General features: G+C 70.3%; 21 protein-coding genes. 6 read left to right on the forward strand and 15 right to left on the reverse strand.

Going from position 1 to position 26,033, the window contains the following annotated elements:
* Positions 1 to 72 precede the first annotated feature (72 nt).
* The 8 genes from OG885_RS08850 to OG885_RS08885 form a co-directional block, all read right to left on the reverse strand.
* Positions 73 to 1,092 (reverse strand): TIGR03842 family LLM class F420-dependent oxidoreductase, encoded by a 1,020-nt coding sequence (locus OG885_RS08850; protein WP_405728619.1) that lies wholly within the window; start codon positions 1,090 to 1,092, stop codon positions 73 to 75.
* Positions 1,093 to 1,103: 11 nt separating this feature from the next.
* On the reverse strand, positions 1,104 to 2,507 hold the full coding sequence (gene hydA / locus OG885_RS08855) for a dihydropyrimidinase (protein WP_405728622.1): 1,404 nt from the start codon (positions 2,505 to 2,507) through the stop codon (positions 1,104 to 1,106).
* Positions 2,508 to 2,581: 74 nt separating this feature from the next.
* Positions 2,582 to 3,424 (reverse strand): nitrilase-related carbon-nitrogen hydrolase, encoded by an 843-nt coding sequence (locus OG885_RS08860; RefSeq protein WP_059195362.1) that lies wholly within the window; start codon positions 3,422 to 3,424, stop codon positions 2,582 to 2,584.
* 155 nt (positions 3,425 to 3,579) lie between these two features.
* The gene (locus OG885_RS08865) at positions 3,580 to 5,127 is read right to left on the reverse strand and encodes a PucR family transcriptional regulator (RefSeq protein WP_405728627.1); all 1,548 of its coding nucleotides are present in this window, start codon (positions 5,125 to 5,127) and stop codon (positions 3,580 to 3,582) included.
* A 25-nt stretch (positions 5,128 to 5,152) separates the two neighbouring features.
* The gene (locus OG885_RS08870) at positions 5,153 to 6,436 is read right to left on the reverse strand and encodes an aspartate aminotransferase family protein (RefSeq protein ID WP_405728630.1); all 1,284 of its coding nucleotides are present in this window, start codon (positions 6,434 to 6,436) and stop codon (positions 5,153 to 5,155) included.
* Entirely contained in the window at positions 6,433 to 7,275 is an 843-nt protein-coding gene (locus tag OG885_RS08875) for a nitrilase-related carbon-nitrogen hydrolase (protein WP_405728633.1), read from the reverse strand. Before OG885_RS08875 ends, OG885_RS08870 begins: the two co-directional genes overlap by 4 nt.
* Before the next feature lie 170 nt (positions 7,276 to 7,445).
* Positions 7,446 to 9,038, reverse strand: coding sequence for a hypothetical protein (locus OG885_RS08880; protein ID WP_405728636.1), 1,593 nt, complete (start codon positions 9,036 to 9,038; stop codon positions 7,446 to 7,448).
* A gap of 132 nt (positions 9,039 to 9,170) precedes the next feature.
* Complete coding sequence (locus OG885_RS08885) at positions 9,171 to 9,422, reverse strand: helix-turn-helix domain-containing protein (RefSeq protein WP_399951511.1); 252 nt, start codon at positions 9,420 to 9,422, stop codon at positions 9,171 to 9,173.
* 32 nt (positions 9,423 to 9,454) lie between these two features.
* Between OG885_RS08885 and map the strand changes: the two genes are divergently transcribed.
* The 3 genes from map (at position 9,455) to OG885_RS08900 (ending at position 13,402) form a co-directional block, all read left to right on the forward strand.
* Positions 9,455 to 10,228, forward strand: coding sequence for a type I methionyl aminopeptidase (gene map / locus OG885_RS08890; protein WP_405728640.1), 774 nt, complete (start codon positions 9,455 to 9,457; stop codon positions 10,226 to 10,228).
* A gap of 7 nt (positions 10,229 to 10,235) precedes the next feature.
* A complete protein-coding gene (locus OG885_RS08895; RefSeq protein WP_405728643.1) occupies positions 10,236 to 10,772 on the forward strand; it encodes a GNAT family N-acetyltransferase in 537 nt (178 codons plus the stop codon).
* An 86-nt stretch (positions 10,773 to 10,858) separates the two neighbouring features.
* Positions 10,859 to 13,402: an ATP-dependent Clp protease ATP-binding subunit gene (locus tag OG885_RS08900; RefSeq protein WP_405728646.1), complete on the forward strand. Its 2,544-nt coding sequence runs from the start codon at positions 10,859 to 10,861 to the stop codon at positions 13,400 to 13,402.
* Here OG885_RS08900 and ggt read toward each other — a convergent pair.
* The gene (gene ggt / locus OG885_RS08905) at positions 13,397 to 15,184 is read right to left on the reverse strand and encodes a gamma-glutamyltransferase (RefSeq protein ID WP_405728649.1); all 1,788 of its coding nucleotides are present in this window, start codon (positions 15,182 to 15,184) and stop codon (positions 13,397 to 13,399) included. The two genes, OG885_RS08900 and ggt, sit on opposite strands and share 6 nt — an antisense overlap.
* Before the next feature lie 144 nt (positions 15,185 to 15,328).
* Between ggt and OG885_RS08910 the strand changes: the two genes are divergently transcribed.
* Positions 15,329 to 16,087 carry a hypothetical protein gene (locus OG885_RS08910; protein WP_405728652.1) on the forward strand — a complete coding sequence of 253 codons (759 nt, stop codon included), beginning with the start codon at positions 15,329 to 15,331 and terminating at the stop codon, positions 16,085 to 16,087.
* Positions 16,088 to 16,203: 116 nt separating this feature from the next.
* On the forward strand, positions 16,204 to 17,772 hold the full coding sequence (locus OG885_RS08915) for a CocE/NonD family hydrolase (protein ID WP_405728655.1): 1,569 nt from the start codon (positions 16,204 to 16,206) through the stop codon (positions 17,770 to 17,772).
* A gap of 166 nt (positions 17,773 to 17,938) precedes the next feature.
* On the opposite strand, the gene OG885_RS08920 is transcribed toward OG885_RS08915, so the two are convergent.
* Together OG885_RS08920 and OG885_RS08925 are read right to left on the reverse strand one after the other, a co-directional pair.
* Positions 17,939 to 18,682 carry an amino acid ABC transporter ATP-binding protein gene (locus OG885_RS08920; protein ID WP_405728658.1) on the reverse strand — a complete coding sequence of 248 codons (744 nt, stop codon included), beginning with the start codon at positions 18,680 to 18,682 and terminating at the stop codon, positions 17,939 to 17,941.
* Positions 18,683 to 18,814: 132 nt separating this feature from the next.
* Positions 18,815 to 19,222, reverse strand: coding sequence for a DUF6278 family protein (locus OG885_RS08925; protein ID WP_405728661.1), 408 nt, complete (start codon positions 19,220 to 19,222; stop codon positions 18,815 to 18,817).
* Between the two features lie 190 nt (positions 19,223 to 19,412).
* Here OG885_RS08925 and OG885_RS08930 point away from each other — a divergent pair, with 190 nt between their 5' ends.
* A complete protein-coding gene (locus tag OG885_RS08930) occupies positions 19,413 to 21,158 on the forward strand; it encodes an SGNH/GDSL hydrolase family protein (RefSeq protein ID WP_405728664.1) in 1,746 nt (581 codons plus the stop codon).
* A 1-nt stretch (position 21,159) separates the two neighbouring features.
* On the opposite strand, the gene OG885_RS08935 is transcribed toward OG885_RS08930, so the two are convergent.
* The 4 genes from OG885_RS08935 to OG885_RS08950 all read right to left on the reverse strand — a co-directional run bounded on the left by OG885_RS08935 (position 21,160) and on the right by OG885_RS08950 (position 25,699).
* Positions 21,160 to 21,942, reverse strand: a complete 783-nt coding sequence (locus OG885_RS08935) for an exodeoxyribonuclease III (RefSeq protein ID WP_329332992.1) — start codon at positions 21,940 to 21,942, stop codon at positions 21,160 to 21,162.
* Positions 21,943 to 21,972: 30 nt separating this feature from the next.
* The gene (locus OG885_RS08940; protein WP_405742659.1) at positions 21,973 to 22,608 is read right to left on the reverse strand and encodes an MBL fold metallo-hydrolase; all 636 of its coding nucleotides are present in this window, start codon (positions 22,606 to 22,608) and stop codon (positions 21,973 to 21,975) included.
* A gap of 79 nt (positions 22,609 to 22,687) precedes the next feature.
* On the reverse strand, positions 22,688 to 23,995 hold the full coding sequence (gene pcaC, locus OG885_RS08945; protein WP_405728668.1) for a 4-carboxymuconolactone decarboxylase: 1,308 nt from the start codon (positions 23,993 to 23,995) through the stop codon (positions 22,688 to 22,690).
* Positions 23,996 to 24,454: 459 nt separating this feature from the next.
* Positions 24,455 to 25,699, reverse strand: coding sequence for a tyrosine-type recombinase/integrase (locus OG885_RS08950; protein WP_405728671.1), 1,245 nt, complete (start codon positions 25,697 to 25,699; stop codon positions 24,455 to 24,457).
* Positions 25,700 to 26,033 lie beyond the last annotated feature (334 nt).

Below are 26,033 nucleotides of genomic sequence, written 5' to 3' on the forward strand. Positions count from 1 at the left end.
GGGCCTTGGGCCCCCTTCCCAGGACGGTGGGAAGGGGGTGTCAAGGTGTGGGGGGGGCGGAGCGGTGAGGGTTCAGGCGTTGACGGCGGGAATGACCTTCGTGCCGTAGGCGTCGATGGTCGACTCCTGCGCGTCGTGCATGTCGTAGACGGCGAACTGGTCGACACCCAGCTCGCGAAGGGCGTTCAGCTTCTCGATGTGCCTCTCGACCGGGCCGATGAGGCAGAACCGGTCCACGATCTCGTCGGGCACGAAGGCGGTGTCGGGATTGTCGGCACGCCCGTGGTGCGAATAGTCGTACCCCTGACGGGCCTTGATGTAATCGGTGAGCTCCTCCGGCACTTGAGCGGAGTGCTCGCCGTACTTCGAGACGAGGTCGGCCACATGGTTGCCGACCATCCCGCCGAACCAGCGGCACTGCTCGCGCGCGTGGGCGAGCGCCTCGGGCGAGTCGTCCTCGGTGACATAGGCGGGGGCGGCGACGCAGATCTTCACCTCGGCGGGGTCACGGCCGGCCGCGACCGCAGCGTCCTTCACCGCCTTGACCATGTACTCGGTCAGATACAGATCGGCGAGCTGGAGGATGAACCCGTCGGCCTCCTCCCCCGTCATCTTCAGCGCCTTCGGGCCGTACGCCGCCATCCATACGGGGAGTTCGGCGTCCTCCTTGATCCACGGGAACCTGATGACCGTGCCGCCGAGGTCGGCCTCCTGGCCGGAGCCGAGGGCGCGGATGACCTTCATCGCCTCGCTGATGCGGGCCAGGGTGTTCGGGGTGCGGCCCGCGACGCGCATCGCGGAGTCGCCGCGGCCGATGCCGCAGACGGTGCGGTTGCCGAACATGTCGTTGAGGGTGGCGAAGGTGGAGGCGGTGACCTCCCAGGTGCGGGTGCCCGGGTTGGTGACCATGGGTCCGACCGTCAACTTCGTGGTGTTGGCAAGGATCTGACTGTAGATCACGAACGGTTCCTGCCACAGCACGGCGGAGTCGAAGGTCCAGCCGTAGGTGAAGCCGTTGCGCTCGGCGCGCTTCATCAGGCTGATGACCTTCGAGGCCGGCGGGTCGGTCTGCAGGACGAGTCCGAAGTCCATGGGCGCCACTCCTAGTTGAGGTACTGACAGGTGGAACGGGGGGTGTAGACGCCGTGGCCCGCGCGCCCGGTGTACTCCCGCTCGGTGATGACGAGTTCGCCGCGCGAGAGCACCGTCCCGACCCGGCCGGTGAGGCGCTTGCCCTCGTACGCCGAGTAGTCGACGTTCATGTGGTGCGTCTCGGCGGAGACGATCTGCTCCGCGTGCGGGTCGTAGATGACGACGTCCGCGTCGGCGCCGGGGGCGATGGTGCCCTTCTTCGGGTACATGCCGAACATCCGGGCCGGGGTGGCGCAGGCGATCTCGATCCAGCGGCGGCGCGTGATGTGCCCGTCGACGACGGCCTGGTGGAGCAGGTCCATGCGGTTCTCGACACCGGGGAGACCGTTGGGGATCTTCGAGAAGTCGCCGCGGCCCAGCTCCTTCTGGCCGACGAAGCAGAAGGGGCAGTGGTCGGTGGAGACGACCTGGAGGTCGTTGGTCCTGAGGCCCTGCCAGAGCTTGGCCTGGTGTTCCTTGGGGCGCAGGGGGGTCGAGCACACGTACTTCGAGCCCTCGAAGTCCGGCTCGGCGAGGTTGTCGGTCGACAGGAACAGATACTGCGGGCAGGTCTCGCCGAAGACGTTGAGCCCCTCGTCGCGGGCGCGCGCCAGCTCGGCCACCGCCTCCATCGCCGAGACGTGCACGACGTACAGGGGTGCGCCGGCGACCTGGGCGAGCTTGATGGCGCGGTGGGTGGCCTCCGCCTCCAGCAGGGCCTTGCGCACCTCGCCGTGGTAGCGGGGGTCGGTCTCGCCGCGGGCCAGCGCCTGCTCCACGAGCACGTCGATCGCGATGCCGTTCTCTGCGTGCATCATGATCAGGCCGCCGTTCTCGGCGGAGCGCTGCATGGCGCGCAGGATCTGGCCGTCGTCGGAGTAGAAGACGCCCGGGTAGGCCATGAACTGCTTGAAACTCGTCACCCCCTCCTCGACCAGCAGGTCCATCTCCTTGAGCGTCTCCTGGTTCACATCGGAGACGATCATGTGGAAGGCGTAGTCGATCGCGCAGTTGCCCTCCGCCTTGGCGTGCCAGGCGTCGAGGCCCTCGCGCAGGGAGTGGCCGACGCTCTGCACGGCGAAGTCGACGATCGTGGTCGTACCGCCCCAGGCGGCGGCGCGGGTGCCGGTCTCGAAGGTGTCGGAGGCGAAGGTGCCGCCGAACGGCAGCTCCATGTGGGTGTGGGCGTCGACGCCACCCGGGATGACGTACTTCCCGGTGGCGTCGAGGGTCCGGTCGCCGGTGAACGCTTCGGCGGCGGACGTGCCCGAGGCGGCGAGGGCGGCGATGCGGCCGTCCTCGATCAGCACGTCGGCGTGGATCTCGTCGGACGCGGTGATGACGAGGCCACCGCGGATGACGGTACGGCTGCTCATGGTCCCTCTCCTGCCAGGGTGGTGGGGTCGGTCAGGGTGGGTTCGGTCAGGTGGGTTCGGTCAGGTGGATTCGGTCAGGGCGCGGTCAGCGGCGGGTAGGCGTCCGGACGGCGGTCGCGGTAGAACTGCCAGCGGTCGCGGACCTCGCGCAGCTTGGCCAGGTCCAGGTCGCGGACGACGAGTTCGGTCTCCTTGTCGGAGGCGACCTCGCCGACGAACTGGGCCTCCGGGTCGACGAAGTAGGTCGTCCCGTAGAAGTCGTTGTCGCCCAGCTCCTCGACGCCCACCCGGTTGATCGCGCCGACGAAGTACTCGTTGGCGACGGCCGCGGCCGGCTGCTCCAACTGCCAGAGGTAGGCGGAGAGTCCGCGCGAGGTGGCCGACGGGTTGAAGACGATCTCGGCACCCGCGAGGCCCAACGCCCGCCAGCCCTCCGGGAAGTGGCGGTCGTAGCAGATGTAGACGCCGATCTTCCCGACCTTCGTGTCGAAGATCGGCCATCCCAGGTTGCCGGGACGGAAGTAGAACTTCTCCCAGAATCCGGGGACTTGGGGAATGTGGTGCTTGCGGTACTTGCCGAGGTACGAACCGTCGGCGTCGATCACCGCGGCCGTGTTGTAGAGGACGCCGGGCTGCTCCTCCTCGTACATCGGCAGGATCAGGACGATGCCCAGCTCCTTGGCCAGCGCCTGGAACCGCTTGACGATCGGTCCGTCGGGGATCTGCTCGGCGTACTCGTAGAACGCCTTGTCCTGGACCTGGCAGAAGTAGGGCCCGTAGAACAGTTCCTGGAAGCACAGGACCTGAGCACCCTGCGCGGCCGCGTCGCGGGCCGCCTGCTCGTGTACCTGGATCATCGATTCCTTGTCGCCCGTCCACGCGGTCTGGAAGAGGGCGGCACGGATCACTCTGCTCATCGGGACCTCCGGTCACTCGGCGTGCGAGAAGACTAGGAAGTCCGAAAACCGGCTTTGAGTTGCAGCGTGTCACGTCTGCGGGCGTGCGGCGTGTCACGGTGTCACCCCTGCGCGATCCCATGTTTCACCGCCGTTTTCCCAGGTCATGGCATGTTTCAGCTCTGTTGCGCGTCATGCGCGAGGAGCGCGATGTGCACCGAGGCGGCCTGTTCGAAGTCATCGAGGTCGACGCCGAGCCGGGTCTGTATCGCTTCGAGGCGCCGGTACAGCGCTGGGCGCGAGACATGGTGGAGCTGGGCCGTGCGGGACTTGTTGCGGCCGGTGGCGAGATAGGTCCGCAGGACGGCGAGCAACCCCTCCCCCGGTCCCGAGTCGCACAGCAGCCCGTCCAACTCCCGCTCGGCGAAGGACTGCACATGCGGGTCGTCGCGCAACAGCCTTATCAGGCCGCGCAGATGAACGTCCTTGAGGCGTACGACGACCGGAAGGTCGAGCGCCCCGGAGGCGACGGCGTCGGCGACGTGCTGGGCCTCGCGCATCCCGGCGGGGACGTCGTCCCAGGCAGTACGGGGGTCGGCGGCCGCCACGACGGTCTGCGTCAGCCGGGCCGCGAAGTTCGCCGTCAGGACCGCGGCGTCCTGGTCCCGGGCCAGGCTCAGCAGCACGGCGGTGACCCCGTCGGCGAGTTCGGCGACGAGCCCGGGCAGCCCCAACAAGCGCAGCACCCGGTCGAGTTCGGCCGGATCACCGTCCCGCACGACCAGGGGCACGAACGTCCGCCGGTTGACGGGCAGTCCGGCGGCCCGCGCCCGCGGCAGCAGCTGCCGTGCCGGTACGACCCCGCTGACGAGGTCGGTGAGCAGGCTCTGCGCGGACTGCTCCTCCCAGGTGTGGGCGGAGGTGCCGCCGAGCATGCGGTGCAGGACGAGGGCCTCGGCGGCCCGTTCGGCCAGCAGCCGTCCGCTCGCGGTGTCCCCGCGGTAGCCGCAGAGCAGGATCTGCCCCCAGCGTTCGCCGCGCCCGCCCAGTTCGGCGCGGATCCAGCCGTCGCCCTCGGTGCCGCCCGCCTGCCGGGCGATGCGCTCCCAGTCGCGCAGCACGTCGTCCACGGCCGGCCGCTCCCCCGCGGTGGCGAGGACGCGATGGGCGAGATTGGTGACGACGACCGGGCAGGCGCTGTGCTGGGCGATGTCGTCGAGGAGCCGTTGCAGCGGGGCGCCCGCGGTGATGAGGCCGGTGAGGGAGGTGCGGACGGCCTCGGAGAGGCTCACGGCCGCGAACTTCCGCCGGACCAGCCGGGACTGCACCTCCTCGGTCAACTCGGCGAAGGGGAAGGGCCGGTGGAGGACGACCATGGGCAGCCCGCACCGCTCGGCGGCCCGGCGCATCACGTCCGGCGGGGCCGGAAAGGCACGGCCGAGTCCGAGGACCACGGCGGCGGCCTCGGCGCGGTGCAGGGACTGGATGTACTCGGCCTGCGCGCCCTCGTCCCCGGCCAGCAGCACCCCGGTGGTGAGGACCATCTCGCCGCCGGTGAGCATGACGCCGACATCGGCGGCCTCGGCGACATGCACCCAGCGCACGGCCCGGTCGAGCTGGGCCGCGCCGGCCACCACCTCGGGCTCCCCGGCGAGGACCCGTTCCAGGGTGAGGACCTGGCGGACGGACAGGGCCGGTTCCAGGTGGTCCAAGGCGGTGGTCATGGCGTACTTCCCTTGCTGCGTGCTGCTACTGAAGGCTCCGCAGAGCGTGCTCGAGGATCGCGGCGCCCTCCTCGGCCTCCGCGACGGTGAGGGACAGCGGTGGGGCGACCCTCAGGGCGCTGGTGTTGTGGCCGCCGCCCTTGCCGATGAGCAGCCCGCCCGCGCGGCACGCCTCCAGCACGGCGCCCGCCGCGTCCGGGTCGGCCTGGTCGGTGCCGGGTTTCACCAGCTCGACGCCGAGCATCAGTCCGCGCCCACGGACCTCGCGTACGCCGGGCACCTGGGCGGCGACGGCCCGGAGCCGTTCGACGAGGAGTCCGCCGACCCGCCGCGCGTTGCCCTGAAGGTCGTGTTCCAGCAGGTACGACAAGTTGGCGAGGCCGGCCGCCATGGTGATCTGGGTGCCGCCGAACGTCGAGATGCTGTTGGCGTCCAGGCAGTTCATGATCTCGGCGCGGGCGACGACTCCGCCGATGGACATGCCGTTGCCGATGCCCTTGGCGAAGGTGAGGAGGTCGGGCGGGCCGTGCTGCCCGTGGGCCTGCCAGCCCCAGAAGTTGTCGCCGGTGCGGCCCCAGCCGGTCTGCACCTCGTCGGCGATCCACAGGATGCCGCGCTCGCCGAGCACCTCGCGGAAGGCGGCGTAGAGCCCGTCCGGCGGGGAGGTGAAGCCGCCGACGCCCTGGATCGGCTCGGCGATTAGGGCGGCCGGCGGGCGGGTGTGGCCGAGGAGATCCTTGAGGTCCTCGACGCAGGCCGCGATGAAGTCGTCGTCGCTCAAGGACGCGTAGGGGCCGCGGGTGCGGACGCCGCCATGGACGTACAGCGTCTGGAGCGGGGAGAGCGAGGTCGGGGACCAGCCGCGGTTGCCGGTGATGCCGACGGCGCTGAAGGAGCGGCCGTGGTAGCTGTTGCGCATCGCGAGGATCGTGTTGCTGCGGCGGTACGTCGTCGCGAGCAGCAGCGCGGTGTCGTTGGCCTCGGTACCGGAGGTGGTGAAGAAGACGCGGGCGTCCGGGATGCCGGACAACTGGGCGATACGCTCGGCGAGTTCGACCATGGGCCGGTTGAGGTACAGGGTGGACGAGTGGATGATCCGCCCGGCCTGTTCGCTCACCGCCTTGGTGACCTCCGGCAGCGCGTGCGCGGTCATCGTGGTGAGGATGCCGCCGAAGAAGTCGAGGTACTTGTTGCCCTCGGCGTCCCACACGTACCGGCCCTCGCCGTGCGTGATCTCCAGCGGGTTCTCGTAGTAGAGGGCGAGCCAGTCGGGGAGGACGGAACGATGGCGTGCGAACAGGTTGCTCACGGCTGCACCAGCCCCTCGTAGGCGTCGGGCCTGCGGTCCCGGTAGAAGGCCCACTGCTGCCGTACCTCTTCGATGAGGTCGAAGTCGAGGTCGCGGACGACGAGTTCCTCGGTCTTGTCGCTGGCCGTGTCCCCGACGAACTGGCCGCGCGGGTCGACGAAGTACGACGTGCCGTAGAAGTCGTTGTCGCCGTACTCCTCGACGCCGACGCGGTTGATCGCGGCGACGAAGTACTCGTTGGCGACGGCGGCGGCCGGCTGCTCAAGGCGCCAGAGGTAGCTGGAGAGGCCCCGGTGGGTGGCGGAGGGGTTGTAGACGAGCTGGGCGCCGTTGAGGCCGAGTTGGCGCCAGCCCTCCGGGAAGTGGCGGTCGTAGCAGATGTATACGCCGACCTTTCCCACGGCTGTGTCGAAGACCGGCCAGCCCACGTTGCCCGGCTTGAAGTAGTACTTCTCCCAGAAGCCCTTCACCTGCGGGATGTGGTGCTTGCGGTACTTGCCGAGGAAGGTGCCGTCGGCGTCGATCACGGCGGCGGTGTTGTAGTAGAAGCCGGACTGCTCGACCTCGAAGACCGGCACGACGATCACCATGCCGGTCTCGCGGGCGAGCTCCTGCATCCGCCGCACGGTCGGTCCGTCGGGCACCGGCTCGGCCCACCGGTAGTGCTCCGGTTCCTGGACCTGGCAGAAATAGGGGGCGTTGAACACTTCCTGGAAGCCGATGATCCTCGCACCCTGGCGGGCCGCCTCGCGGGCGTGCTCCTCGTGCTTCGCCACCATGGACTCGGTGTCGCCGGTCCAGGTGGCCTGGACCAGTGCGGCACGAACGACGTTGGCCATGAGCTGCTCCTTCGACGGGACCTCAGAGCCTCTACGCCCGTAGATGAAGGCCGTAGAGGGTCGAAAGTAAGCCTCTCCAGCAGCCTTGCCAAGACCATCGTCGTTAACCCGCTGAGTCGATCACGTTTCACACTCACGTGGGTGAGCGGACGCGGGTCGGGCGGGGGCTCTCAGGTGGTGAAACCGGCGACGCGGAGTGCGTGCACGAGGTCCCAGTGGCGTTCCTCCGAGACGCCCTGAGCCGCCTCCAGCAGCAGCGGTACGAGGGTCTGCGGCCCCGGAGCGGCGCTGCGGGCGGCCTCTTCCGGGGTGCGGACACGGACGTACGCGTCGAGCAGCGCGCGCACCTCGCGGCGGCGCCCTTCGTGGACGAGCCCGAGCACGGCCTGGCCGACCTCCTCGGCGGGCCGTACGACGCCCTGCCGCAGCACCTGCTCCCCGTCCGTGCCGCGCCCCGCGGCCACGAGCGCGTCCGCCGCGGCGACGAGACGCTCCGCGGGCAGCGAGGCGGCCTCCCACAGCAGGGTCGCCCAGTCGGCGCCGAGCCCGGCGCGCTGGAGCTCGGCGGCGAGCAGCGGGAACCGGGCGGCGGGCCAGTACGCGGCGTCGACCAGCAGGGCGTGCGCTTCCCCGCTGCGGCCCTCGCTCCGCAGCCGTACGAGCTGCTCGACGGCCTGCGCCACCTCCCGCCGGGCCCCGCCGTCCAGCGGCTCGGCCTGCGCCCGCGCCGCCTCCAGCGGTTCGGCGGAGGCCCCGGCGAACCGGGCTCCTCGCGGGGTACGGCGTCCGGTGGCGGCCGGGGTGGGCAGCGTCGGCGTTGCGGCGGGCGGTACGGCGAGGGGCGCGACGTCCTCCTCGACGATGCCGGCGAAGCGGGCGCTGCCTCGGCGCCGTTTGCGCTGCTTGGGGGTGGGGGCGGCGGCGCTTGCGGGGCCGTTGCCGTGGCCGCCGGGCTGGGGCTCTTCGGGCCTGCCGGGGCCTCGAACGTCACCGGGGCCGGCCGGGTAATCCTGGGGAGCGGACAGGGCGGCGGCGCCGGCCTGGGGCGGGTCGGCCGGCCGGTCATGGGGCTGTCGGCGCTGCCGGTCGGCGACACCCTGGGGCCCGGTCGCAGCGTCGACACCACCGGTGCCGGACCGCGCCTCCCACTCCTGCGCGGCACCCCACCCCGCCGCGCTCTCGCCTCCGACAGGAAAGACCCCACCCGCCGCCGTCTGCCCGCCCCGCCGGATCGCCTGGGCCTGGCCGCCGGCCGAACGGCGGTCCAAGTCGGCCATGCGGGCGCGGAGTTCGGCGCAGCGGGCGGTCGCGCGTTCATGGTCGTCGCGGGCCCAGGCGAGGTCGAGGCGGATCGCGTCGGCGGCGTCCTGGGTCGTGGCGCCGGCGAGCAAGTGGCCCAGTTCCGCCTGGCGTTCGGCGGCGTAGCGCTGCTCGCGGAGCATGACGTCGAGACGATCGCCGAGGGCGTCACGGGCGCCGGGCCGGGCGTCGTAGGCGGCGAGGGCCTCGGCGTGCAGGACGCGGGCCCGTTCGGCCTCGGGGGCGGCGACGGCGGGACCGTACTCGGTGGCGAGGTCCTGGAGGAGCGCCTCCACCACGTCCCAGGGCGGCACTTCACGCCCTTCGAGGCAGGCCTGCATGCCCTCGGGGTCGCGCTGCCAGAACACCGCGCACCAGCCGCCACTGTGATCCAGGCGAGCCAGCAGGCCGTCCAGGTGGTACACGAACTCCCTTATCTGACCCGGGAGTTGATCCACTGCCATCGCTCAACTCCCGCCAGACCGGAGCACTCCGGTCCGTAAGACAACACGAGCCGTGTTACGAATGCGCTACGGGGAGTTTTCGGACTGGCCGCAGAGTGCGCCGCACCTGGCGGAACGCGCCGTGCGACAAGGTCACACGGGCGCCAGGGCGCACCTCTCCACGATCTCGTCCATCGACAGCCCGAGCGCCCGCGCCAGTGCCGCCACGGTGAAGAACGCCGGTGTGGGGGCCCGGCCGGTCTCGATCTTCCGGAGGGTCTCGGCCGACAGGCCGGCGCTCGCCGCGACGTCGGCCATGCTGCGGCCGCCGCGCGCCTCGCGCAGCAGCCGGCCGAGCCGTTCGCCGCGTTCGCGCTCTTCGGGGGTCAGTGGGGTGCGTACCATGCCCCCATTCTAATACCGGTATAGTAATTGGCATGGTGGAGCTGAAGACAGACACATCGATCGACGCCATGTACGAGGCGGGGCAGGTCGTCGGGCGGGCTCTCACGGCCGTGCGCAAGGCCGCCGACGTGGGCGTTTCCCTGCTGGAGCTGGACGAGGTGGCCCATGAGGTGCTCCGGGAGGCGGGCGCGACCTCGCCGTTCCTCGGCTACCGGCCCTCCTTCGCGCCGACCCCGTTCCCGGCCGTCCTGTGCGCCTCCGTGAACGACGCGATCGTGCACGGCGTCCCGACCCGCTACCGGCTGCGCGACGGCGACCTCGTCTCGATGGACTTCGGCGCCGAACTCGGCGGCTGGGTCGGCGACTCGGCGCTCAGCTTCACGGTCGGCACCCCGCGCGAGGCGGACCTGCGCCTGATCGAGGCGGCGGAGCGGGCCCTGGACGCAGGGATCGCGGCGGCCGTCGTCGGCAACCGCATCGGCGACATCGCGCACGCGATCGGCACGGTGTGCCGGTCGGCCGGTTACGGCATCCCGGACGGCTTCGGCGGGCACGGCATCGGCCGCCGTATGCACGAGGACCCGGGCGTGCCGAACGAGGGCCGCCCCGGCCGCGGCATGAAACTGCGGCACGGCATGGTCCTGGCGATCGAGCCCATGGTGATCGGCGGCGGCACCGACGGCTACCACGCCGACCTCGACGGCTGGACCCTGCGCACGAACGACGGTTCGCGCGCGGCACACGCCGAGCACACGGTGGCGATCACGGACGCGGGCCCGCGCGTCCTCACCGCACGCGCCGACTGACGCCGGTATGCGCATCGCCGCGGGCACCCCCGCCGACGCCGACCGGATCGCCGCCCTGCACACGGCGAGCTGGCGCAGCGCCTACGCCCCGCTCCTGCCCGCCGCGTATCTCAATGGTTCGCTGGCCGAGGAGCAGCGGGAGAAGTGGCGGGCGCGGACGGCCGCCCTCACCGCGGACCAGCTGCTGCTGACCGCCGAGGAGGACGGCGAGCTGTGCGGGTTCGTCTACCTCCGGACCACCGCCGACGGCCGCGTGCACGTCGACAACCTGCATGTCCGCCCGGACCGCGTGGGCACCGGCCTCGGCCGCCGCCTCCTGCGCGCCGGCCTCACCTGGGCGGCCGGCACGCGCCCGGGCCGGGACGTCGTCCTGGAGGTGCTGCGGGGCAACGATCGTGCGATCGTGTTCTACGAGCGTGAAGGCGGCCTGCGCACGGCCGAGCGCCCGCTGCGGCTGGCGCCCGACCTCGTGGTGGGCGAGGTCGAGTACATCTGGCCCGCCGCGCTGGTGGGTCGCCTGGCGAAGGAGTGGTCACAGGTGTAGCGGGCCGCGGCCCGGGTTACCCGACTCCGGCACGTCGATCAGCGAGGGCGTCCCGGGCCCCGCAGGGACGCCGGATGGGAACGGCCATGACCAGCGGCTTCAGCGGACCGGAAGGCTACGACCCCTTCGGTGAGTTCCTCGCCCGTTTCTTCGGCGGGCCCCGCCCCGGCCCCCGGCAGATCAACATCGGCCAGCTTCTGAGCCAGCCCGCCCGGGAGTTGGTCCGGGGCGCCGCCCAGTACGCCGCCGAGCACGGCAGCCGGGATCTGGACACCCAGCATCTGCTGCGGGCGGCGCTCTCCGCCGAGCCGACCCGGAGTCTGCTCAGCCGGGCCGGCGCGGACCCCGACGAACTGGCGACGGAGATCGACGAGCGGTCGGGCCCGGTGCTGCACCCGCCCGGCGAGGCCCCGCCGCCGACCTCGCTCTCCCTGACCCCGGCCGCCAAGCGCGCCCTGCTGGACGCGCACGACCTGGCCCGCTCGCGCGGCGCCGGTCACATCGGCCCCGAGCATGTCCTGAGTGCGCTCGCCGCCAACCCCGACTCGGCGGCGGGCCACATCCTCAACTCGGCCCACTTCGCGCCGACCGGCCTGCCGCCCGAGGCCGCGCCCGACGCCGGGACGGCCCGCACCGACGCGCAGCGCGACACCGGCACCCCGACCCTCGACAAGTACAGCCGCGATCTCACGGACCTGGCCCGCCGGGGCGGTATCGACCCGGTCATCGGGCGGGACGAGGAGATCGAGCAGACCATCGAGGTGCTCTCCCGGCGCGGCAAGAACAACCCGGTCCTCATCGGTGACGCGGGGGTCGGCAAGACCGCCATCGTGGAGGGACTCGCCCAGCGGATCGCCGACGGGGACGTGCCGGACGTGCTCACCGGACGGCGGGTCGTCGCCCTCGACCTGACCGGCGTGGTCGCGGGCACCCGCTACCGGGGCGACTTCGAGGAACGGCTCACCGCCATCGTCTCCGAAATCCGGTCCCACTCCGACCAGTTGATCGTGTTCATCGACGAACTGCACACCGTGGTCGGCGCGGGCGGGGGCGGCGAGGCCGCCTCCATGGACGCCGGCAACATCCTCAAGCCCGCCCTCGCGCGCGGCGAGTTGCACATTGTCGGCGCGACCACGCTGGAGGAGTTCCGCCGCATCGAGAAGGACGCGGCACTGGCCCGCCGCTTCCAGCCCATCCTCGTCCCCGAACCCTCCGTCGCGGACGCCCTGGAGATCCTGCGCGGGCTGCGCGACCGCTACGAGGCGCACCACCAGGTCCGCTACACCGACGAGGCGCTGACCGCGGCCGTCGAGCTGTCCGACCGCTATCTCACCGACCGCCGACTGCCCGACAAGGCGATCGACCTGATCGACCAGGCGGGCGCCCGCGTACGCCTCCGCGCCCGCACCAAGGGCACGGACGTACGCGCCCTGGAGCGCGAGGTGGAGCAGCTCGTCCGGGAGAAGGACCAGGCCGTCGCCGACGAGCAGTACGAGCAGGCCATGCAACTGCGCGACCGGATCACCGAGTTGAAGCAGCGGATCGCCGAGGCGTCCGGTGGCGGGGAGGCCGACGAGGGCCAGCATCTGGAGGTGACGGCGGAGGCGATCGCCGAGGTGGTCTCCCGGCAGACGGGCATCCCGGTCGCCAGTCTCACCCAGGAGGAGAAGGACAAGCTGCTCGGCCTGGAGGAGCACCTGCACGAGCGGGTCGTGGGCCAACAGGAGGCGGTACGGGTCGTCGCCGACGCGGTACTGCGCTCCCGTGCGGGACTCGCCAGCCCCGACCGCCCGATCGGCAGCTTCCTGTTCCTCGGCCCGACCGGCGTCGGCAAGACCGAACTGGCCCGCGCCCTCGCGGAAGCCCTGTTCGGCAGCGAGGAGCGCATGGTCCGGCTCGACATGAGCGAGTACCAGGAACGCCACACCGTCAGCCGTCTGGTCGGCGCCCCGCCCGGATACGTGGGCCACGAGGAGGCGGGCCAGCTGACCGAGGTGGTCCGCAGGCACCCATACTCCCTGCTCCTGCTGGACGAGGTGGAGAAGGCCCACCCGGACGTCTTCAACATCCTGCTCCAGGTCCTCGACGACGGCCGCCTCACCGACTCCCAGGGCCGCACGGTCGACTTCACCAACACGGTCGTGGTGATGACCAGCAACCTCGGCTCGGAGGCGATCACCCGCCGCGGCGCCGGCATCGGCTTCGGCGCGGGCGGCGCGGAGGCCGACGAGGAGGCACGCCGCGAACAGATCCTGCGCCCGCTGCGCGAGCACTTCCGCCCCGAGTTCCTCAACCGCATCGACGAGATCGTCGTCTTCCGCCAGCTCACGGAGGAGCAACTCCGCCAGATCACCAACCTCCTCCTGGACCGCACCCGCCGCATGCTGCACGCCCAGGGCATCACGGTCACCTTCACCGAGCCGGCGGTCGACTGGCTCTCCCGCCGCGGCTACCAGCCGGAGTACGGCGCGCGTCCGCTGCGCCGCACGATCCAGCGAGAGGTCGACAACCAGCTGTCGAGGCTGCTGCTGGACGGCAGGGTGAAGGAGGGTGGCAGGGTCAAGGTGGACGTGGAGGGCGAGCAGCTCGCGTTCCGTACGGAGGGCGAGCTGCCCACCCCGGAGCTATGACGCCGGATGCACCACCATCGCCGAGCCGCCGCCGCGTCGTACCTTCTCGGCGGCGGCGAGCCACCTGCCGTCCGGCAGCCGCTGTACACCGGTAGCCGCCCCGATCTCGGCGTTCAACCGGAAGCCGTGCCCGAGCGCCTCCAACTGTGTCCTCAGGTCGCTGTTGTAGAGGGCCGGTTCGAGTTCGGTGGTCGTCTGGTTCCGCTGACTCGCCCGGGGCGCCGCGATGGCGTCGACCAGCGGCATCCGCTGGTCCAGGAACTGCGTCAGCGTCTGCAACACGGTGGTGATGATCGTCGCACCACCCGGTGAACCCAGCGCCACCACGGGCTTGTTGTGCTTGTCGAGCACGATCGTCGGCGAAATCGACGACCGCGGCCGCTTCCCCGGCCCCGGCAGGTTCGGGTCGTGCACAGCCGGGTTGGCGGGAGCGAAGGAGAAGTCGGTCAGCTCGTTGTTGAGGATGAACCCACGCCCGGGAACGGTGATCCCGCTGCCGCCGGTCTGCTCGATGGTGAGGGTGTAGGAGACGACGTTCCCCCACTTGTCCGCCACCGTCAGATGCGTGGTGTTCTCGCCTTCGTACGTCGTCGGCGCCGCCGTCCCCGAGGAGCCGGGGTTACGCGGATCCCCGGGCGCCACCGGGCTCGTGAGCACCGCGTCGTCCTTGGTGAGCGCGGCCCGCTCATCGGCGTACCGCTGCGAGAGCAGCCCCTTCGTGGGTACGTCCTCGAAGGCGGGGTCGCCGACCCAGCGCCCGCGGTCCGCGAACGCGATCCTGCTGGCCTCGATGTAGCGGTGCAGGTACTGCACCTCGCTCGCCTTGGAGAGGTCGGTGTTCTCCAGGATGTTGAGGGCCTCACCGACCGTGGTGCCGCCGGAGGAGGAGGGCGCGATGGAGTAGACGCCGAGCCCGCGGTAGGAGGTCCTGGTCGGCTTCTGGAGCTTGGCCTCGTACGCGGCGAGGTCCTTCTCCGACAGGTCGCCAGGGCGGGCGTTCCAGCCCGAAGCGGGGTCCACGGGCGGGTCGTTCACGGTGTCGAGGATGTCGTCGCCGAGGTCGCCGTGGTAGATCGCGCCGACACCCTTTTTGCCCAACTCGGCGTAGGTGCGGGCGAGATCGGGGTTCTTGAAGGTGGCGCCGACGACCGGGAGGGCGCCGTTCGGCAGGAACAGCTTCGCCGTGTCAGGGAAGTAGCGGAAGCGGGTCTCGTTGAGGGCGGTCTGCGCGCGGAAGGTGTCGTCGACGGTGAAGCCGTCGCGGGCAATCTTCTCGGCGGGCTTCAACACGCTGCCGAGCGATCTGCTGCCCCACTCGTCGAGCGCCGTCGCCCAGGTGGCGGGGGTACCGGGAGTGCCGACGCTCAGGCCGCTGGTCACCGCGTCGGCGAAGGCGAGGGGCTGGCCGTTCTCCACGAAGAGATCGGAGCCGGCGGTGAGCGGGGCGGTCTCGCGGCCGTCGATGGTGTGCACCGTACGGGACTTGGCGTCGTAGTAGACGAAGTAGCCGCCCCCGCCGATGCCGGAGGAGTAGGGCTCGGTGACGCCGAGCGCGGCGGCCGTGGCGACGGCGGCGTCGACGGCGTTGCCGCCCTTTCTCAGCACCTCGATGCCGGCCGCGGAGGCGTCCGCGTCGACGCTGGCGACGGCGCCGCCGTAGCCGACGGCGACGGGCACCTTCGGTGGTGTGGTCGCGGCCGTCGGCGGTGCCGCGGCCCCTACTGACACCACGGCGGCCGAGACCGCCAGGACCGACAGTTTCCGCGCGACAGGGCGACGCATGCGCACCTCCAGGCCAGGACCGTCCGCGCAGCGTAACCACAACACCGGGGGCTCGACAGCCCCATTCAGGGCAGCTGTCATGAGATCGCCACACATCGAACACGGGTACGTACCAGCCATCCGGGCCCGCTAGCATGCGCGCCCATGAATGACGACGTGCGCAACATCGTCCTGGGCGTACTGGCCGCCGGCATCAGTGCCGCGCTCGGCTGGCTGGCCCGCACCTATCTGTGGAAGCGGAAACTCCGGCGCAAGCAGGCCTTCTTCGGGCTGCCCGACAACTCGGAGTCGCTGCTCGTCGTCAACCGGGACGCGGCCAGCCCCGACCTCGCGGTGCACCGCTACGACGTCTTCGCGCTCCTCGAACTCTCCGCGCTCATCAAGGACTGCGGCGCGCACGCCGATGTGATCACCCAGGACGCGGCGCGGCAGGGCTTCGGGGAACGGACGGAGTTCTGCGTGGGCGGGCCCGGTTCCAACCGCCGTATGGCGGCCCATATGCACGCCATGTTGCCCGGGGTGCGGGTGAACCTCGATCCGGAGCCGGGGCCGGACCGGCTGGCCTTCCAGATCGGCAGCGAGCGCTACCGGATGGAGAAGGGGCAGAGCGAACACGTGCTGCTGGCCCGGCTCACGGCCGGACAGCCGGGCCAGAGCCGGCCGGTGTTCCTGTTCTGCGGCCAGACCGCCATCACCAACCAGGCCGCCACCCGCTATCTGGCCCGCAACCACGAACGCCTGGCCCGCAAGCACGGCAACAACTCGTTCGTGCTGCTGCTGAAGGTGGTCAACTCACAGGCGTACGGCCCCGATGTCGCCGAACTGGTCGCGGACGTGACCCGGGCGGCCCAGACCCCGCTGCCCACCCCTGCGGCTCCCCGTAACTCGCACCGCGCCTCCTGAATTCATTCACATGACAACAATCGTTACTGGCACGTAACTTACCGACGGGTTACCTCGGGTAAACGGCCGAGGTTACCGTCTGGTCACTTTGCACTGACACGAGTGAGGAGTGACCCGTGGGACACCATCGCAAGGCCCTGCGCACGACCGCCGTGGGCGCCGTCTCCGCGACTCTGATCGCCGGTAGCGCCCTCGGGTTCGCCCCGGCCGCCCAGGCCTCGACCGGCGGCGTGCGGTTCGTCGACATCACCGGTGACGGCGGCACCGTCCTCAAGGCGAACGTCATCACGCCGGCCGGCGCGGACGGTTCGCGGCGCTATCCGCTGATCGTGTTCCCCACGAGCTGGGGCCTGCCCCAGGTCGAGTATCTGGCGCAGGCGCAGAAGCTCGCGAACTCCGGCTACATCGTGGTCAGTTACAACGTACGCGGCTTCTGGCAGTCGGGCGGACGGATAGAAGTCGCGGGCCCGCCCGACATAGCCGACGCCTCCAAGGTCATCGACTGGGCGCTCGCCAACACCCCCGCCGACGCGGCGCACATCGGCATGGGCGGCGTCTCCTACGGCGCCGGCATCAGCCTGCTCGCCGCCGCCCACGACCAGCGGGTCAAGGCGGTCGCCGCGCTCAGCGGCTGGGCCGATCTGATCGACTCGATCTACTCGGGCCGTACGCAACACGTCCAGGCGGCCGGGCTGCTGGACGGCGCGAGTGTTGTCACGGGCCGGCAGAGCGCCGAACTCCGGGAGATCTTCGACAACTTCTACGCCTCCAACCTGTCCAAGGAACAGGACATGCTCAACTGGGGGAAGAAACGTTCGGCCGCCACATATGTGGATCAGCTGAACAAGAACGGCGCGGCGGTCATGATGGCCAACGCCTGGGGCGACTCGATCTTCCCGCCCAACCAGTACGCGGACTTCTACGAGAAGCTGACCGGCCCCAAGAGACTGGAGTTCCGCCCCGGCGACCACGCGACCGCCGAGCTGACGGGCCTGTTCGGGCTGCCCAACGACGTGTGGACGGACACCGAGCGCTGGTTCGACCGCTACCTCAAGGGTTCGGCGAACGGCATCGACAAGGAGCAGCCGGTCCAGCTCAAGTCCCGTTCCACCGGCGGCTACGAGGGCTACCCGGACTGGAAGTCGGTCGGCGCGACGACGAGGAGGCTCGCCCTGTCCGGCACGACCACGATCCACACGAACGTCGACTCCGGGGCCGACGGCGGAGTCGTCTTCCTCTCCAGCATCCTCGACCAGGTCACCCAACTCCCCCCGGTCGCCTCGATCCCCCTGCTTCCGAGGCGCTGGGCGGCCGTGTGGCAGTCGGAGAAGTACACGACGGCCCAACAGGTGCGCGGCACTGCCGAGTTGCACACGACGGTCACCCCGACGAAGGAGAGCGGCACCCTCGTCGCCTACCTCTACGACGTGGGGCCGCTCGGCCTCGGCAAGCTGGTCTCCCACGCGCCGTACACCTTTCACGGACGCACGCCCGGCACGTCGTTCGGCCTCGACCTGGAGCTGTACTCCACGGCCTACGACGTCCCGGCGGGGCACCGTCTGGCGCTGGTCGTCGACACGGTCGACCCGCTCTACATCGAGCACAACCCGTCCGGCGCGCAGCTGACCTTCTCCTCACCGGCGACCGACCCGTCGTACGTGTCGATCCCGCTGCGCGAGCAGTGATCTCCGGCCTACGCGCCGGGCGGGTATGGCTTTTGTGAGCTGCCACCCCCTACGACCTCGGGACCGTGGGGGGACCGGGGGGAACGCCACCCGGCAGCAGCGAGATCGCCGTCATCGGCGATGAACGGCACAGCGTAGTCGAGGTGCGAGGCGCTGCGCTCCCTGGTCAGTGCTTGAGGATCTTGGAGAGGAAGTCCTTGGCGCGGTCGGTCTCGGGGTGGGTGAAGAAGGCGTCGGGGGCACGGTCCTCGATGATGCGGCCGTCGGACATGAAGACGACGCGGTTGGCGGAGGCGCGGGCGAAGCCCATCTCATGAGTGACGACGACCATGGTCATGCCGTCGTGGGCGAGTTGCCGCATGACCTCGAGGACCTCGTTGATCATCTCCGGGTCGAGGGCCGAGGTCGGCTCGTCGAAGAGCAGGGCCTTGGGTTCCATGGCGAGGGCGCGGGCGATGGCCACGCGCTGCTGCTGGCCGCCGGAGAGCTGCGCCGGGTATTTGTCGGCCTGGTCAGCGAGGCCGACCCGGTCCAGGAGTTGCCGCGAGCGCTGGTCGGCCTCGTCCTTCTTCCGTCTGCGGACCTTTACCTGGGCCAGCGAGATGTTCTGAAGAACCGTCTTGTGGGCGAAGAGGTTGAAGGACTGGAAGACCATGCCGACCTCGGCACGGAGCCTGGCGAGGCCCTTGCCCTCCTCCGGCAGCGGCTGCCCCTCCAGCTGGATCTCGCCGGACTGGATGGTCTCCAGCCGGTTGATGGTCCTGCACAGTGTCGACTTCCCCGACCCCGACGGGCCGATGACCACGACCACCTCCCCCTTGCCGACGGTGAGGTTGATGTCCTGCAGGACATGCAGCTCCCCGTAGTACTTGTTGACGTCACGCAGCTCGATCAACGGATCGACGGCCATGCCCAGCCCTACCCACTCTCAGCTGTGTCGCGATTGCCGCAAACTATCCAGGCAAGCCCGGAGAGAGCGCACGACACGCACTTTTCGGGCATTAGCCGTATTTACGCCCCGTTTATGTGCGCGCCGACCGCTCTACGCCTCCGCCACCTCGGCGTACAGCTGGGAGAGTTCGGGCACTCCGCTCGCCGCCCACTCATGACCGTCGGCCACGACGTCGAACTCCCGGCCGGAGGCCAGCCGGATCACGGGCTGGTCGTCGGCGCGGATCCCCCACACGGCGCCCGGCACGGTCCGCACGATCACCGTCCCGAGATAGAGCCCGGCGTCGTTGCCGAGCCACTCCAGCACCTCGGCGTCGTCCCGCCAGCGCGGCACCAGCTGGTCGAGGGCCTCCAACGAGTCGGCGGTGTCGTCGAGTTGGACTCCGGACCGGGCCGCTTGGCGGCGCAGCAGCTCGCACTCGGCGAGGAGTTCCGCGATGCCCTCGGCGTCGTGCGCCCCGGGTTCCTTGCGCCGGCTGCCCAGAAAAGGGATCTTCATATGCCCAGCGTGTCATTCGCACCCGCGTGCGCACCACAGGCGCGCGGGCAGTCGATTCCGGGCGACTTCACGCCGAGTTCACGCATGGCGCGTTGACGGGTCAATCCGGACCTCCTTACCTTCACCGTGCGTCACACGTCTCGTCCTGACCGGTCGTGAACGGGGGAACCAGGTGCGCCGAGGTGTTCGCTTGTCCGGGCTTGTGCTCGCCCTGTTGACGGCGCTGACGCCGGCCGCTCCCGTGCGGGCCGCGCCGGTGCGCAGAGCCACGGAACCCCTGCCGCTGGAGCGGCTCTTCGACAACACGGCCGTCAGTGACGACGCGCGCCCGGGCGAGGCGGACTTCGACGGCTCCGGCGCCTCCCTGTCTGCGCGGGATCTGACGGCGGCGGGCTGGACGCCGGGTCGCACACTGACCGTGCAGGGGGCGCGGTTGACGTGGCCCCGCCGCAAGCCGGGCGAGCCGGACAACGTACGAGCCGCCGGACAGTCGGCGCGGGTGACCGGCCGCGGGGACGCGCTGGCCTTCCTGACGGCGGCCACGTCGGGATCCGATGTCACGGGCGCGGGGAAGGTGTCGTACACGGACGGCACGACCTCCTCGTACCGTCTGACCGCGCCCGACTGGCGGACCGGCCCGCTCGCCACCAAGGCCGTGGCGCTGCCGCACCTGAACACGCCGGGGGGTCAACTCGCCGAGAGGGTACGGCTGTACGTGGTGACCGTGCCGCTCGTGCGCGGTCGCCGGGTCGCTTCGGTGCGGCTGCCCAACTCGCCGGGCCTGCATGTGTTCGCGGTGTCCGTGCGGGCCACCGCACCTGGCTGGACGGGCAGTTGGGCCGCCGCGACGGCCGGGTATCCGGAGGTGGGGCCGTGGAGCGACCGGACGCTGCGGCTCGTCGTGCACACCTCGGTGGGCGGGCCCCGGGTGCGGCTGCGGTTCGACAACACCTTCGCGGCGGCGCCGGTGCGGATCGGGAGCGTCACCGTGGCGCTCCAGGCGGCGGGCGCGACGGCGCGCGACATGCCGGTGGCGGTGGCCTTCCGGGGCGCGGCGGGGGTCAAGGTGGCCGCCGGGGCGCAGGTGTTCAGCGATCCGCTCGACTTCGACGTGCCGGCGGACAGCAGTCTGCTGGTGAGCTTCCATCTGCCGGGCACGGTGACGGCGGCACCGGTGCACCGGCTCGCGCGGCAGCGGTCGTACGTCAGCGAGGCGGGCGACCACGCGGCGGACGGCTCGGGGACGGCGTACACCGGCGTCCTGACCAGCTGGCCGCTGCTGACCGGGGTGGACGTGGGCGGCGGGCCCGGGGCGGTGGTGCTGCTCGGGGACTCGATCACCGACGGGGAGAAGTCCACGGCCGACGCCGACCGGCGCTGGCCGGACGTCCTCGCCGACCGGCTGCTCGCCCAGGACGAGGTCCCGCACTACGGCGTGCTCAACCAGGGCATCTCCGCGAACCGCGTGGTCACCGACCGCTACCCCGGCGACGGTGTCTCCACCGACACCGGCGGAGTGAGCGCCCTGCACCGCTTCGACCGGGACGTCCTCGCCCAGACGTCGGCGCGCACGGCGGTCGTCTTCCAGGGCGTCAACGACGTGCGCTGGGGCGCCACGGCCGACGAGGTGATCGCCGGGCTGCGCGAGCTCGCCGACCAGGGGCATGCGCGGAGGCTGCGGATGCTGGCGGCGACGATCCTGCCCTGCGAGGGCGAGGCGCGCTGCACGGCCGCCGTCGACGCCGAGCGGGTCCGGGTCAACGCCTGGATCCGGGACGCCGGCGCGTTCGACGGCGTCCTCGACTTCGACGGGGTCGTACGCGACCCGGCCCACCCGGCGCGGATGCTGCCCGCGTACGACAGCGGGGATCACCTGCACCCGGGGGACGCGGGGCTGGCCGCCCTCGCGGGGGCGGTGGACCTGCAGCTGCTGTGACCTACGGGACGTCCAGGTCCACGACCACCGGTGCGTGGTCCGAGGCGCCCTTGCCCTTGCGCTCCTCGCGGTCCACGTAGGCGTCGGTGACGGCCTTCGCGAACGGCTCGTTGCCGTACACCAGGTCGATGCGCATGCCGCGGTTCTTGGGGAAGCAGAGCTGGCGGTAGTCCCAGTACGTGAAGGGGTGGTCGTACTTCAGGGGTCGCGGGACGACGTCCGACAGGCCGGCCTCGCGGAGGGCGGCGAGGGCCGCGCGCTCGGCCGGGGTGACATGGGTGAGGCCCTCGAAGGCGGCCACGTCGTAGACGTCGTCGTCCGTCGGTGCCACGTTGTAGTCACCCAGGATCGCGAACGGCCTGCTGCCCGCCGCGTCACCGGCGACGGCCGCCTTGAGGGCCTCGAACCACTGGAGCTTGTAGGCGTAGTGCGGGTGGTCCACCTCGCGGCCGTTGGGCACATACACCGACCAGACGCGGACGCCGCCGCAGGTCGCGGAGATCGCTCGGGGCTCGGGGGCGCCGTCGTAGCCGGGATCGCCGGGCAGGCCCTTGACGACGTCCTCCAGGCCTACTCGGGAGATCACCGCCACGCCGTTCCACCTGCCGGTCGCGTGGACCGCTGCCTCGTAGCCCGCCTCGCGCAGCTGGTCGAACGGGAACTGCTCCTCGGCCAGCTTGGCCTCCTGAAGGCAGAGCACGTCCGTGCCGCTGCTCTCCAGCCAGGCCAGGAGCCTCGGCAGGCGGGCGGTGATCGAGTTCACGTTCCAGGTCGCGATGCGCATGCCTGACAACCTACCGGGCCCCACTGACACTCACACCGACGTGCTCTCCCCCGGCGCCAGACGCAGGTGCTCCGCCCCGCCGAGCGCGCCGATCTGGTTGTCGTAGATCGGGCGGGCGAGGTCGGTGAGCAGGGCGTCATGGATGTCGTACGCCCGTTGCGGCTTGACCTCGCGGACGTAGTCGATCACCTCGGAGATCTTGCTCCAGGGCGCCATGACCGGCAGCATCAGCGTCTCCACCGCGTGGTCGGGGACGGTCAGGGCGTCGCCCGGGTGGAAGACCCGGCCGCCGTCGATCAGGTAGCCGACGTTGGTGATGCGCGGGATGTCCGGGTGGATCACGGCGTGCAGCTCGCCGTGGACCTGGACGTCGAAGCCCGCGGCGGTGAACGTGTCGCCGTGGCCGACGGTGTGCACACGGCCCGGGAAGGCGGCGGAGATCTTCTCCGCGACGGAGTTCAGGGTCCAGATCTCGGTCGCGGGGTCGGCCTCCATGGCCGCGCGCAGCCGCTCCTCGCTGAAGTGGTCGGGGTGCTCGTGCGTGACGAGGATCGCCTCCGCGCCGAGCGCGGCGTCCTCCTCACTGAACATGCCCGGGTCGAGGACGAGCGTGCGCCCGGCCTTCTCCAGACGGACGCAGGCGTGCGACTTCTTCGTGAGCTTCATGGTCATGGCACCATCCTGCCCCCTGGAAAGGGCCCCTGGGCGGACTCAGCCTGGTGGTCCCGCTGCCCGGCTGAGGTGCTCACTCCTCGGGGGTGGTCTCCTCGCGGATGACCTGCTGGGCCACCTTGAAGGCGCTGTTGGCCGCCGGTACGCCGCAGTAGACGGCCGCCTGGAGCAGCACCTCCTTGATCTCGGCCGGGGTGAGACCGTTGCGCAGCGCGGCCCGGACATGGAAGGCGAGCTCCTCCAGGTGGCCGCCCGCGACCAGCGCGGTGAGCGTGACACAGCTGCGGGAGCGGCGGTCGAGGCCGGGGCGGTCCCAGATCTCGCCCCAGGCGTAGCGGGTGACGAACTCCTGGAAGTCGCCGGAGAAGTCGTCGGCCTGCGCCAGCGCCCGGTCCACGTGCGCATCGCCGAGGACCTCTCGGCGCACCTTGAGCCCGGCGTCGTACGGGTCGGGCCGGCCGCCCATGACCAGGGGTGCCGGAGCGGCCGGGGCGATCTCGGCGATCGGCACGACCTGCGGCGGCGGCCCCGCGGCGGCCAGGACCGGCTTGACGGGGGCCGCGGGGATCGCCGTCTGGCCCGTCGTCGAGTCGTAGGCGGGCTGCCAGGCGGTGGAGAAGTGCCGGACCAGGAGGTCGGTGACGGCGGCGGGCTGTTCCACCGGTACGAGGTGCGAGGCGCCCGGTACGACGGCCAGGCGCGCGTCCGGGATCCCGGCGACCAGCGTGCGGGCCTCCGCGGGGCCGGTGACCTGGTCGTCGGAGCCGACGAGGACGAGGGTCGGCGCCCCGACGCGGCCGAGTTCGGGCCGTACGTCGAAGGCGGCGAGAGCCTCGCAGGCCGCGATGTAGCAACCGGGGTCGGTGGTGCGGACCATCTGCACGGCCCAGTCGGTGATCGCGGGCTGCGCGGCGGCGAACCCGCCGGTGAACCAGCGGTCGGGGGACGACCGGGCGATGGGGTCGAGCCCGTTGGTCCGCACGATCACGCCCCGCTGCCGGAACTCGTCCGGCGTCCCGAACCGGGGCGAGGTCGCGATCAGCGCGAGGGACGCGATCCGCTCCGGGTGGCGCAGCGCCAGCTCCATGCCGATCGCACCGCCGAGCGCACAGCCCGCGTAGCCGAAGCGCTGCACACCGAGGCCGTCGAGGGTGGCGAGCAGCCGGGCGGTGATGTCGCCGACGGAACCCGCGGGGTAGGCGGGTGCGCCGCCGTGGCCCGGCAGGTCGAACCGGAAGATGCGCCACTGCTTGGCCAGCTCGGGCACCTGCCGGTCCCACATGTGCCATGTGGTACCCAAAGAGGGACCCAAGATCAGGACAGGTGCCTCTTCTGGCCCGTCAAAGCGGTATTGCAGGGTGTTCGGTGATGTCTCGCTCACCCTTCTGAGCCTCTCATCTGTCACGAGATGTCACATCGCCGGGGTGGACCGAGGGGGCCTTGCCCTGCTCCGGCACTGCCGGACCTACCGACGAAAACCCAGGTATAGGTTCTCCGGCATGTACTCCTGGCCGTTCGGCAGCGAACCTCCGGGCGCGTGCGCTCCGTCGGTCGCTACGAGCAACGCTTTCCTCTTTGATCACGGCCTCACAGGCGGTTCGGGTTGCAGCATCGAGTGTGGTGGCACGGACGAGGCTCGGCGTGACTCACCCGGAAGTTTTTCGAAGCCCGCCCCACAACAGCTTGAACACCACACACGGTGAACGCTTGGTAGAAGCCTTGACCGTAGCCGGATACTCCCCGTTACAGCCGCCGGTCAGCAAGCGGACTCCGAACCCGCCTATCGCCAATCCCGCAGGCCATAAGGCTCGGAGGTCGCTCTGTCAGTGGTGCGCGCGGCTCACTCTTGCCCCTCCGCCACACCCCCGTGCAGGCCGTCCCAAGTGGTGGCGGCTCCGCGAAGATCTTCTACATCCGGCTTGACGTACCATCGTTTGGTCGTCTTTACGTTCGTATGTCCGGCCCATCGCGCGAGGATGTGGTCCGGGACGCCGTTGTTGGCCAGGAAGGTGAAGCACGACGAGCGTGCGTCGTAGAGCCTGACGCGACGGAGCCCCAGAAGCTCCATAAGCCGGTACGCGCGTCGGCGAAGCTGCTTGATCGTGAAGGCGTCGCCCGCCTCGTGCACCAGCACGTAGCCCGACACCGTGTACGCCTCCCCCAGAGCGAGCCTCTCCTCGGCTTGGAGAGCCCGGAATGCCCTGAGGGCTCCCAGCACCAGCGCTGGCAGCGGCAGATCCCGCTCACCTGCAAGAGACTTGGTGTCCTTCTCCACCACGTACCGGTTGCCCATCATCGTGCGCGTGTTGGCGATGACGATCGTGGCGTTCTCCAAGTCAACGTCTTCCCACCGGAGGCCACAGACTTCAGCTGGCCGAAGCCCCATCAGCGACAGAAGAAGCGCAGCATAGAGACGCTCACCCCTAATTCCATGTATGAATTTCTGAACCTCCTGGACGTTCCAGGGCGGCACCTCCTCTTTGGTTCTCCGCTCTTCCTTGCGCGCTCTCCGTGGAATGGTCACGTACGCAGCGACATTGACGTACACCAACCGCCGCGTAACGGCTCTCCCCAGCGCTTCCTTCAACCGAGCGAGGCTCATATCCACACTCGTGACACTGAGCGGCGTTCCGGCCCTCTTACCACGCATGCGGCCATGCGCCAGCGCCCAGTCCCTCCACTCTTCTACATGCTCTTCAGTAAGGTCCTGGAGACGGATATTGCCGAGCCTCCCACGAACTCGGTCCAGGGTGATCCTGTAGTTATAGATGGTGGTTTCTTCGAGGTCTTCCGCTTTCATGGACAGCCATCGGTCGAGCCACTCATTCACGGTGATCTTGTTGGGTGGCACAAGCGACCCATCATGCCGCCGATTAGTTATGTTCGCATACTCAGCCTTGGCTTCCTTCAACGAGTCGAAGGTCCGTCTCAACTGCTTGCGCTTACCAGTTTCGGGGTCGACCCCTACGTCCACAACAAATTGGTATCGAACCTTCCCCTTCGAGTTCAGCGGAAGCCTCTTGATAGGATCCGGCAAAAAAATCACTCTCCTCGCGCAGGGGGTACGTCTTTGAAACGCCGCCACGACCGACCTAGTTTGCGTGACTCGCGCCGATATCCCTATGGCTCCACCGCCAAGCACAGCCAAGAGCGAATAGCCTCAATAGTCCGCGCGATCCTCGGTTTCGGTAACCGGGGATCGTGGCCTATATTCCGCCCGGAATCCGATAGCTACGAGGCCAGTCGGCAGAACCCGCCCGGAGTGCTCGTCATCTTCGAGCACGGCCGCGGGCCCGTCCTGCGTGAGTCGGCTGAGGCTGCCGGTCACTACGCGCCCCGGAGGCACCAACGGCTTGGGCGGTGCCGCGCGTGCCAGTACTTGGGTGGGCCGCGATGCAAATGCCATCAGGTCTTAGCGA

Origin of the sequence: Streptomyces sp. NBC_00028 (genome assembly GCF_045041065.1) — a bacterium.
In the GTDB taxonomy this organism is placed as follows: domain Bacteria; phylum Actinomycetota; class Actinomycetes; order Streptomycetales; family Streptomycetaceae; genus Streptomyces.

Coding starts and splice junctions, on each gene's coding strand:
- OG885_RS08910 (WP_405728652.1), top strand. CDS start 15,329: ATGAATGACGACGTGCGCAACATCGTCCTGGGCGTACTGGCCGCCGGC.
- ggt (WP_405728649.1), bottom strand. CDS start 15,184: ATGCGTCGCCCTGTCGCGCGGAAACTGTCGGTCCTGGCGGTCTCGGCC.
- hydA (WP_405728622.1), bottom strand. CDS start 2,507: ATGAGCAGCCGTACCGTCATCCGCGGTGGCCTCGTCATCACCGCGTCC.
- map (WP_405728640.1), top strand. CDS start 9,455: ATGGTGGAGCTGAAGACAGACACATCGATCGACGCCATGTACGAGGCG.
- OG885_RS08925 (WP_405728661.1), bottom strand. CDS start 19,222: ATGAAGATCCCTTTTCTGGGCAGCCGGCGCAAGGAACCCGGGGCGCAC.
- OG885_RS08935 (WP_329332992.1), bottom strand. CDS start 21,942: ATGCGCATCGCGACCTGGAACGTGAACTCGATCACCGCCCGCCTGCCG.
- OG885_RS08895 (WP_405728643.1), top strand. CDS start 10,236: ATGCGCATCGCCGCGGGCACCCCCGCCGACGCCGACCGGATCGCCGCC.
- OG885_RS08900 (WP_405728646.1), top strand. CDS start 10,859: ATGACCAGCGGCTTCAGCGGACCGGAAGGCTACGACCCCTTCGGTGAG.
- OG885_RS08875 (WP_405728633.1), bottom strand. CDS start 7,275: ATGGCCAACGTCGTTCGTGCCGCACTGGTCCAGGCCACCTGGACCGGC.
- OG885_RS08885 (WP_399951511.1), bottom strand. CDS start 9,422: ATGGTACGCACCCCACTGACCCCCGAAGAGCGCGAACGCGGCGAACGG.
- OG885_RS08880 (WP_405728636.1), bottom strand. CDS start 9,038: ATGGCAGTGGATCAACTCCCGGGTCAGATAAGGGAGTTCGTGTACCAC.
- OG885_RS08920 (WP_405728658.1), bottom strand. CDS start 18,682: ATGGCCGTCGATCCGTTGATCGAGCTGCGTGACGTCAACAAGTACTAC.
- OG885_RS08850 (WP_405728619.1), bottom strand. CDS start 1,092: ATGGACTTCGGACTCGTCCTGCAGACCGACCCGCCGGCCTCGAAGGTC.
- OG885_RS08940 (WP_405742659.1), bottom strand. CDS start 22,608: ATGAAGCTCACGAAGAAGTCGCACGCCTGCGTCCGTCTGGAGAAGGCC.
- OG885_RS08860 (WP_059195362.1), bottom strand. CDS start 3,424: ATGAGCAGAGTGATCCGTGCCGCCCTCTTCCAGACCGCGTGGACGGGC.
- OG885_RS08865 (WP_405728627.1), bottom strand. CDS start 5,127: ATGACCACCGCCTTGGACCACCTGGAACCGGCCCTGTCCGTCCGCCAG.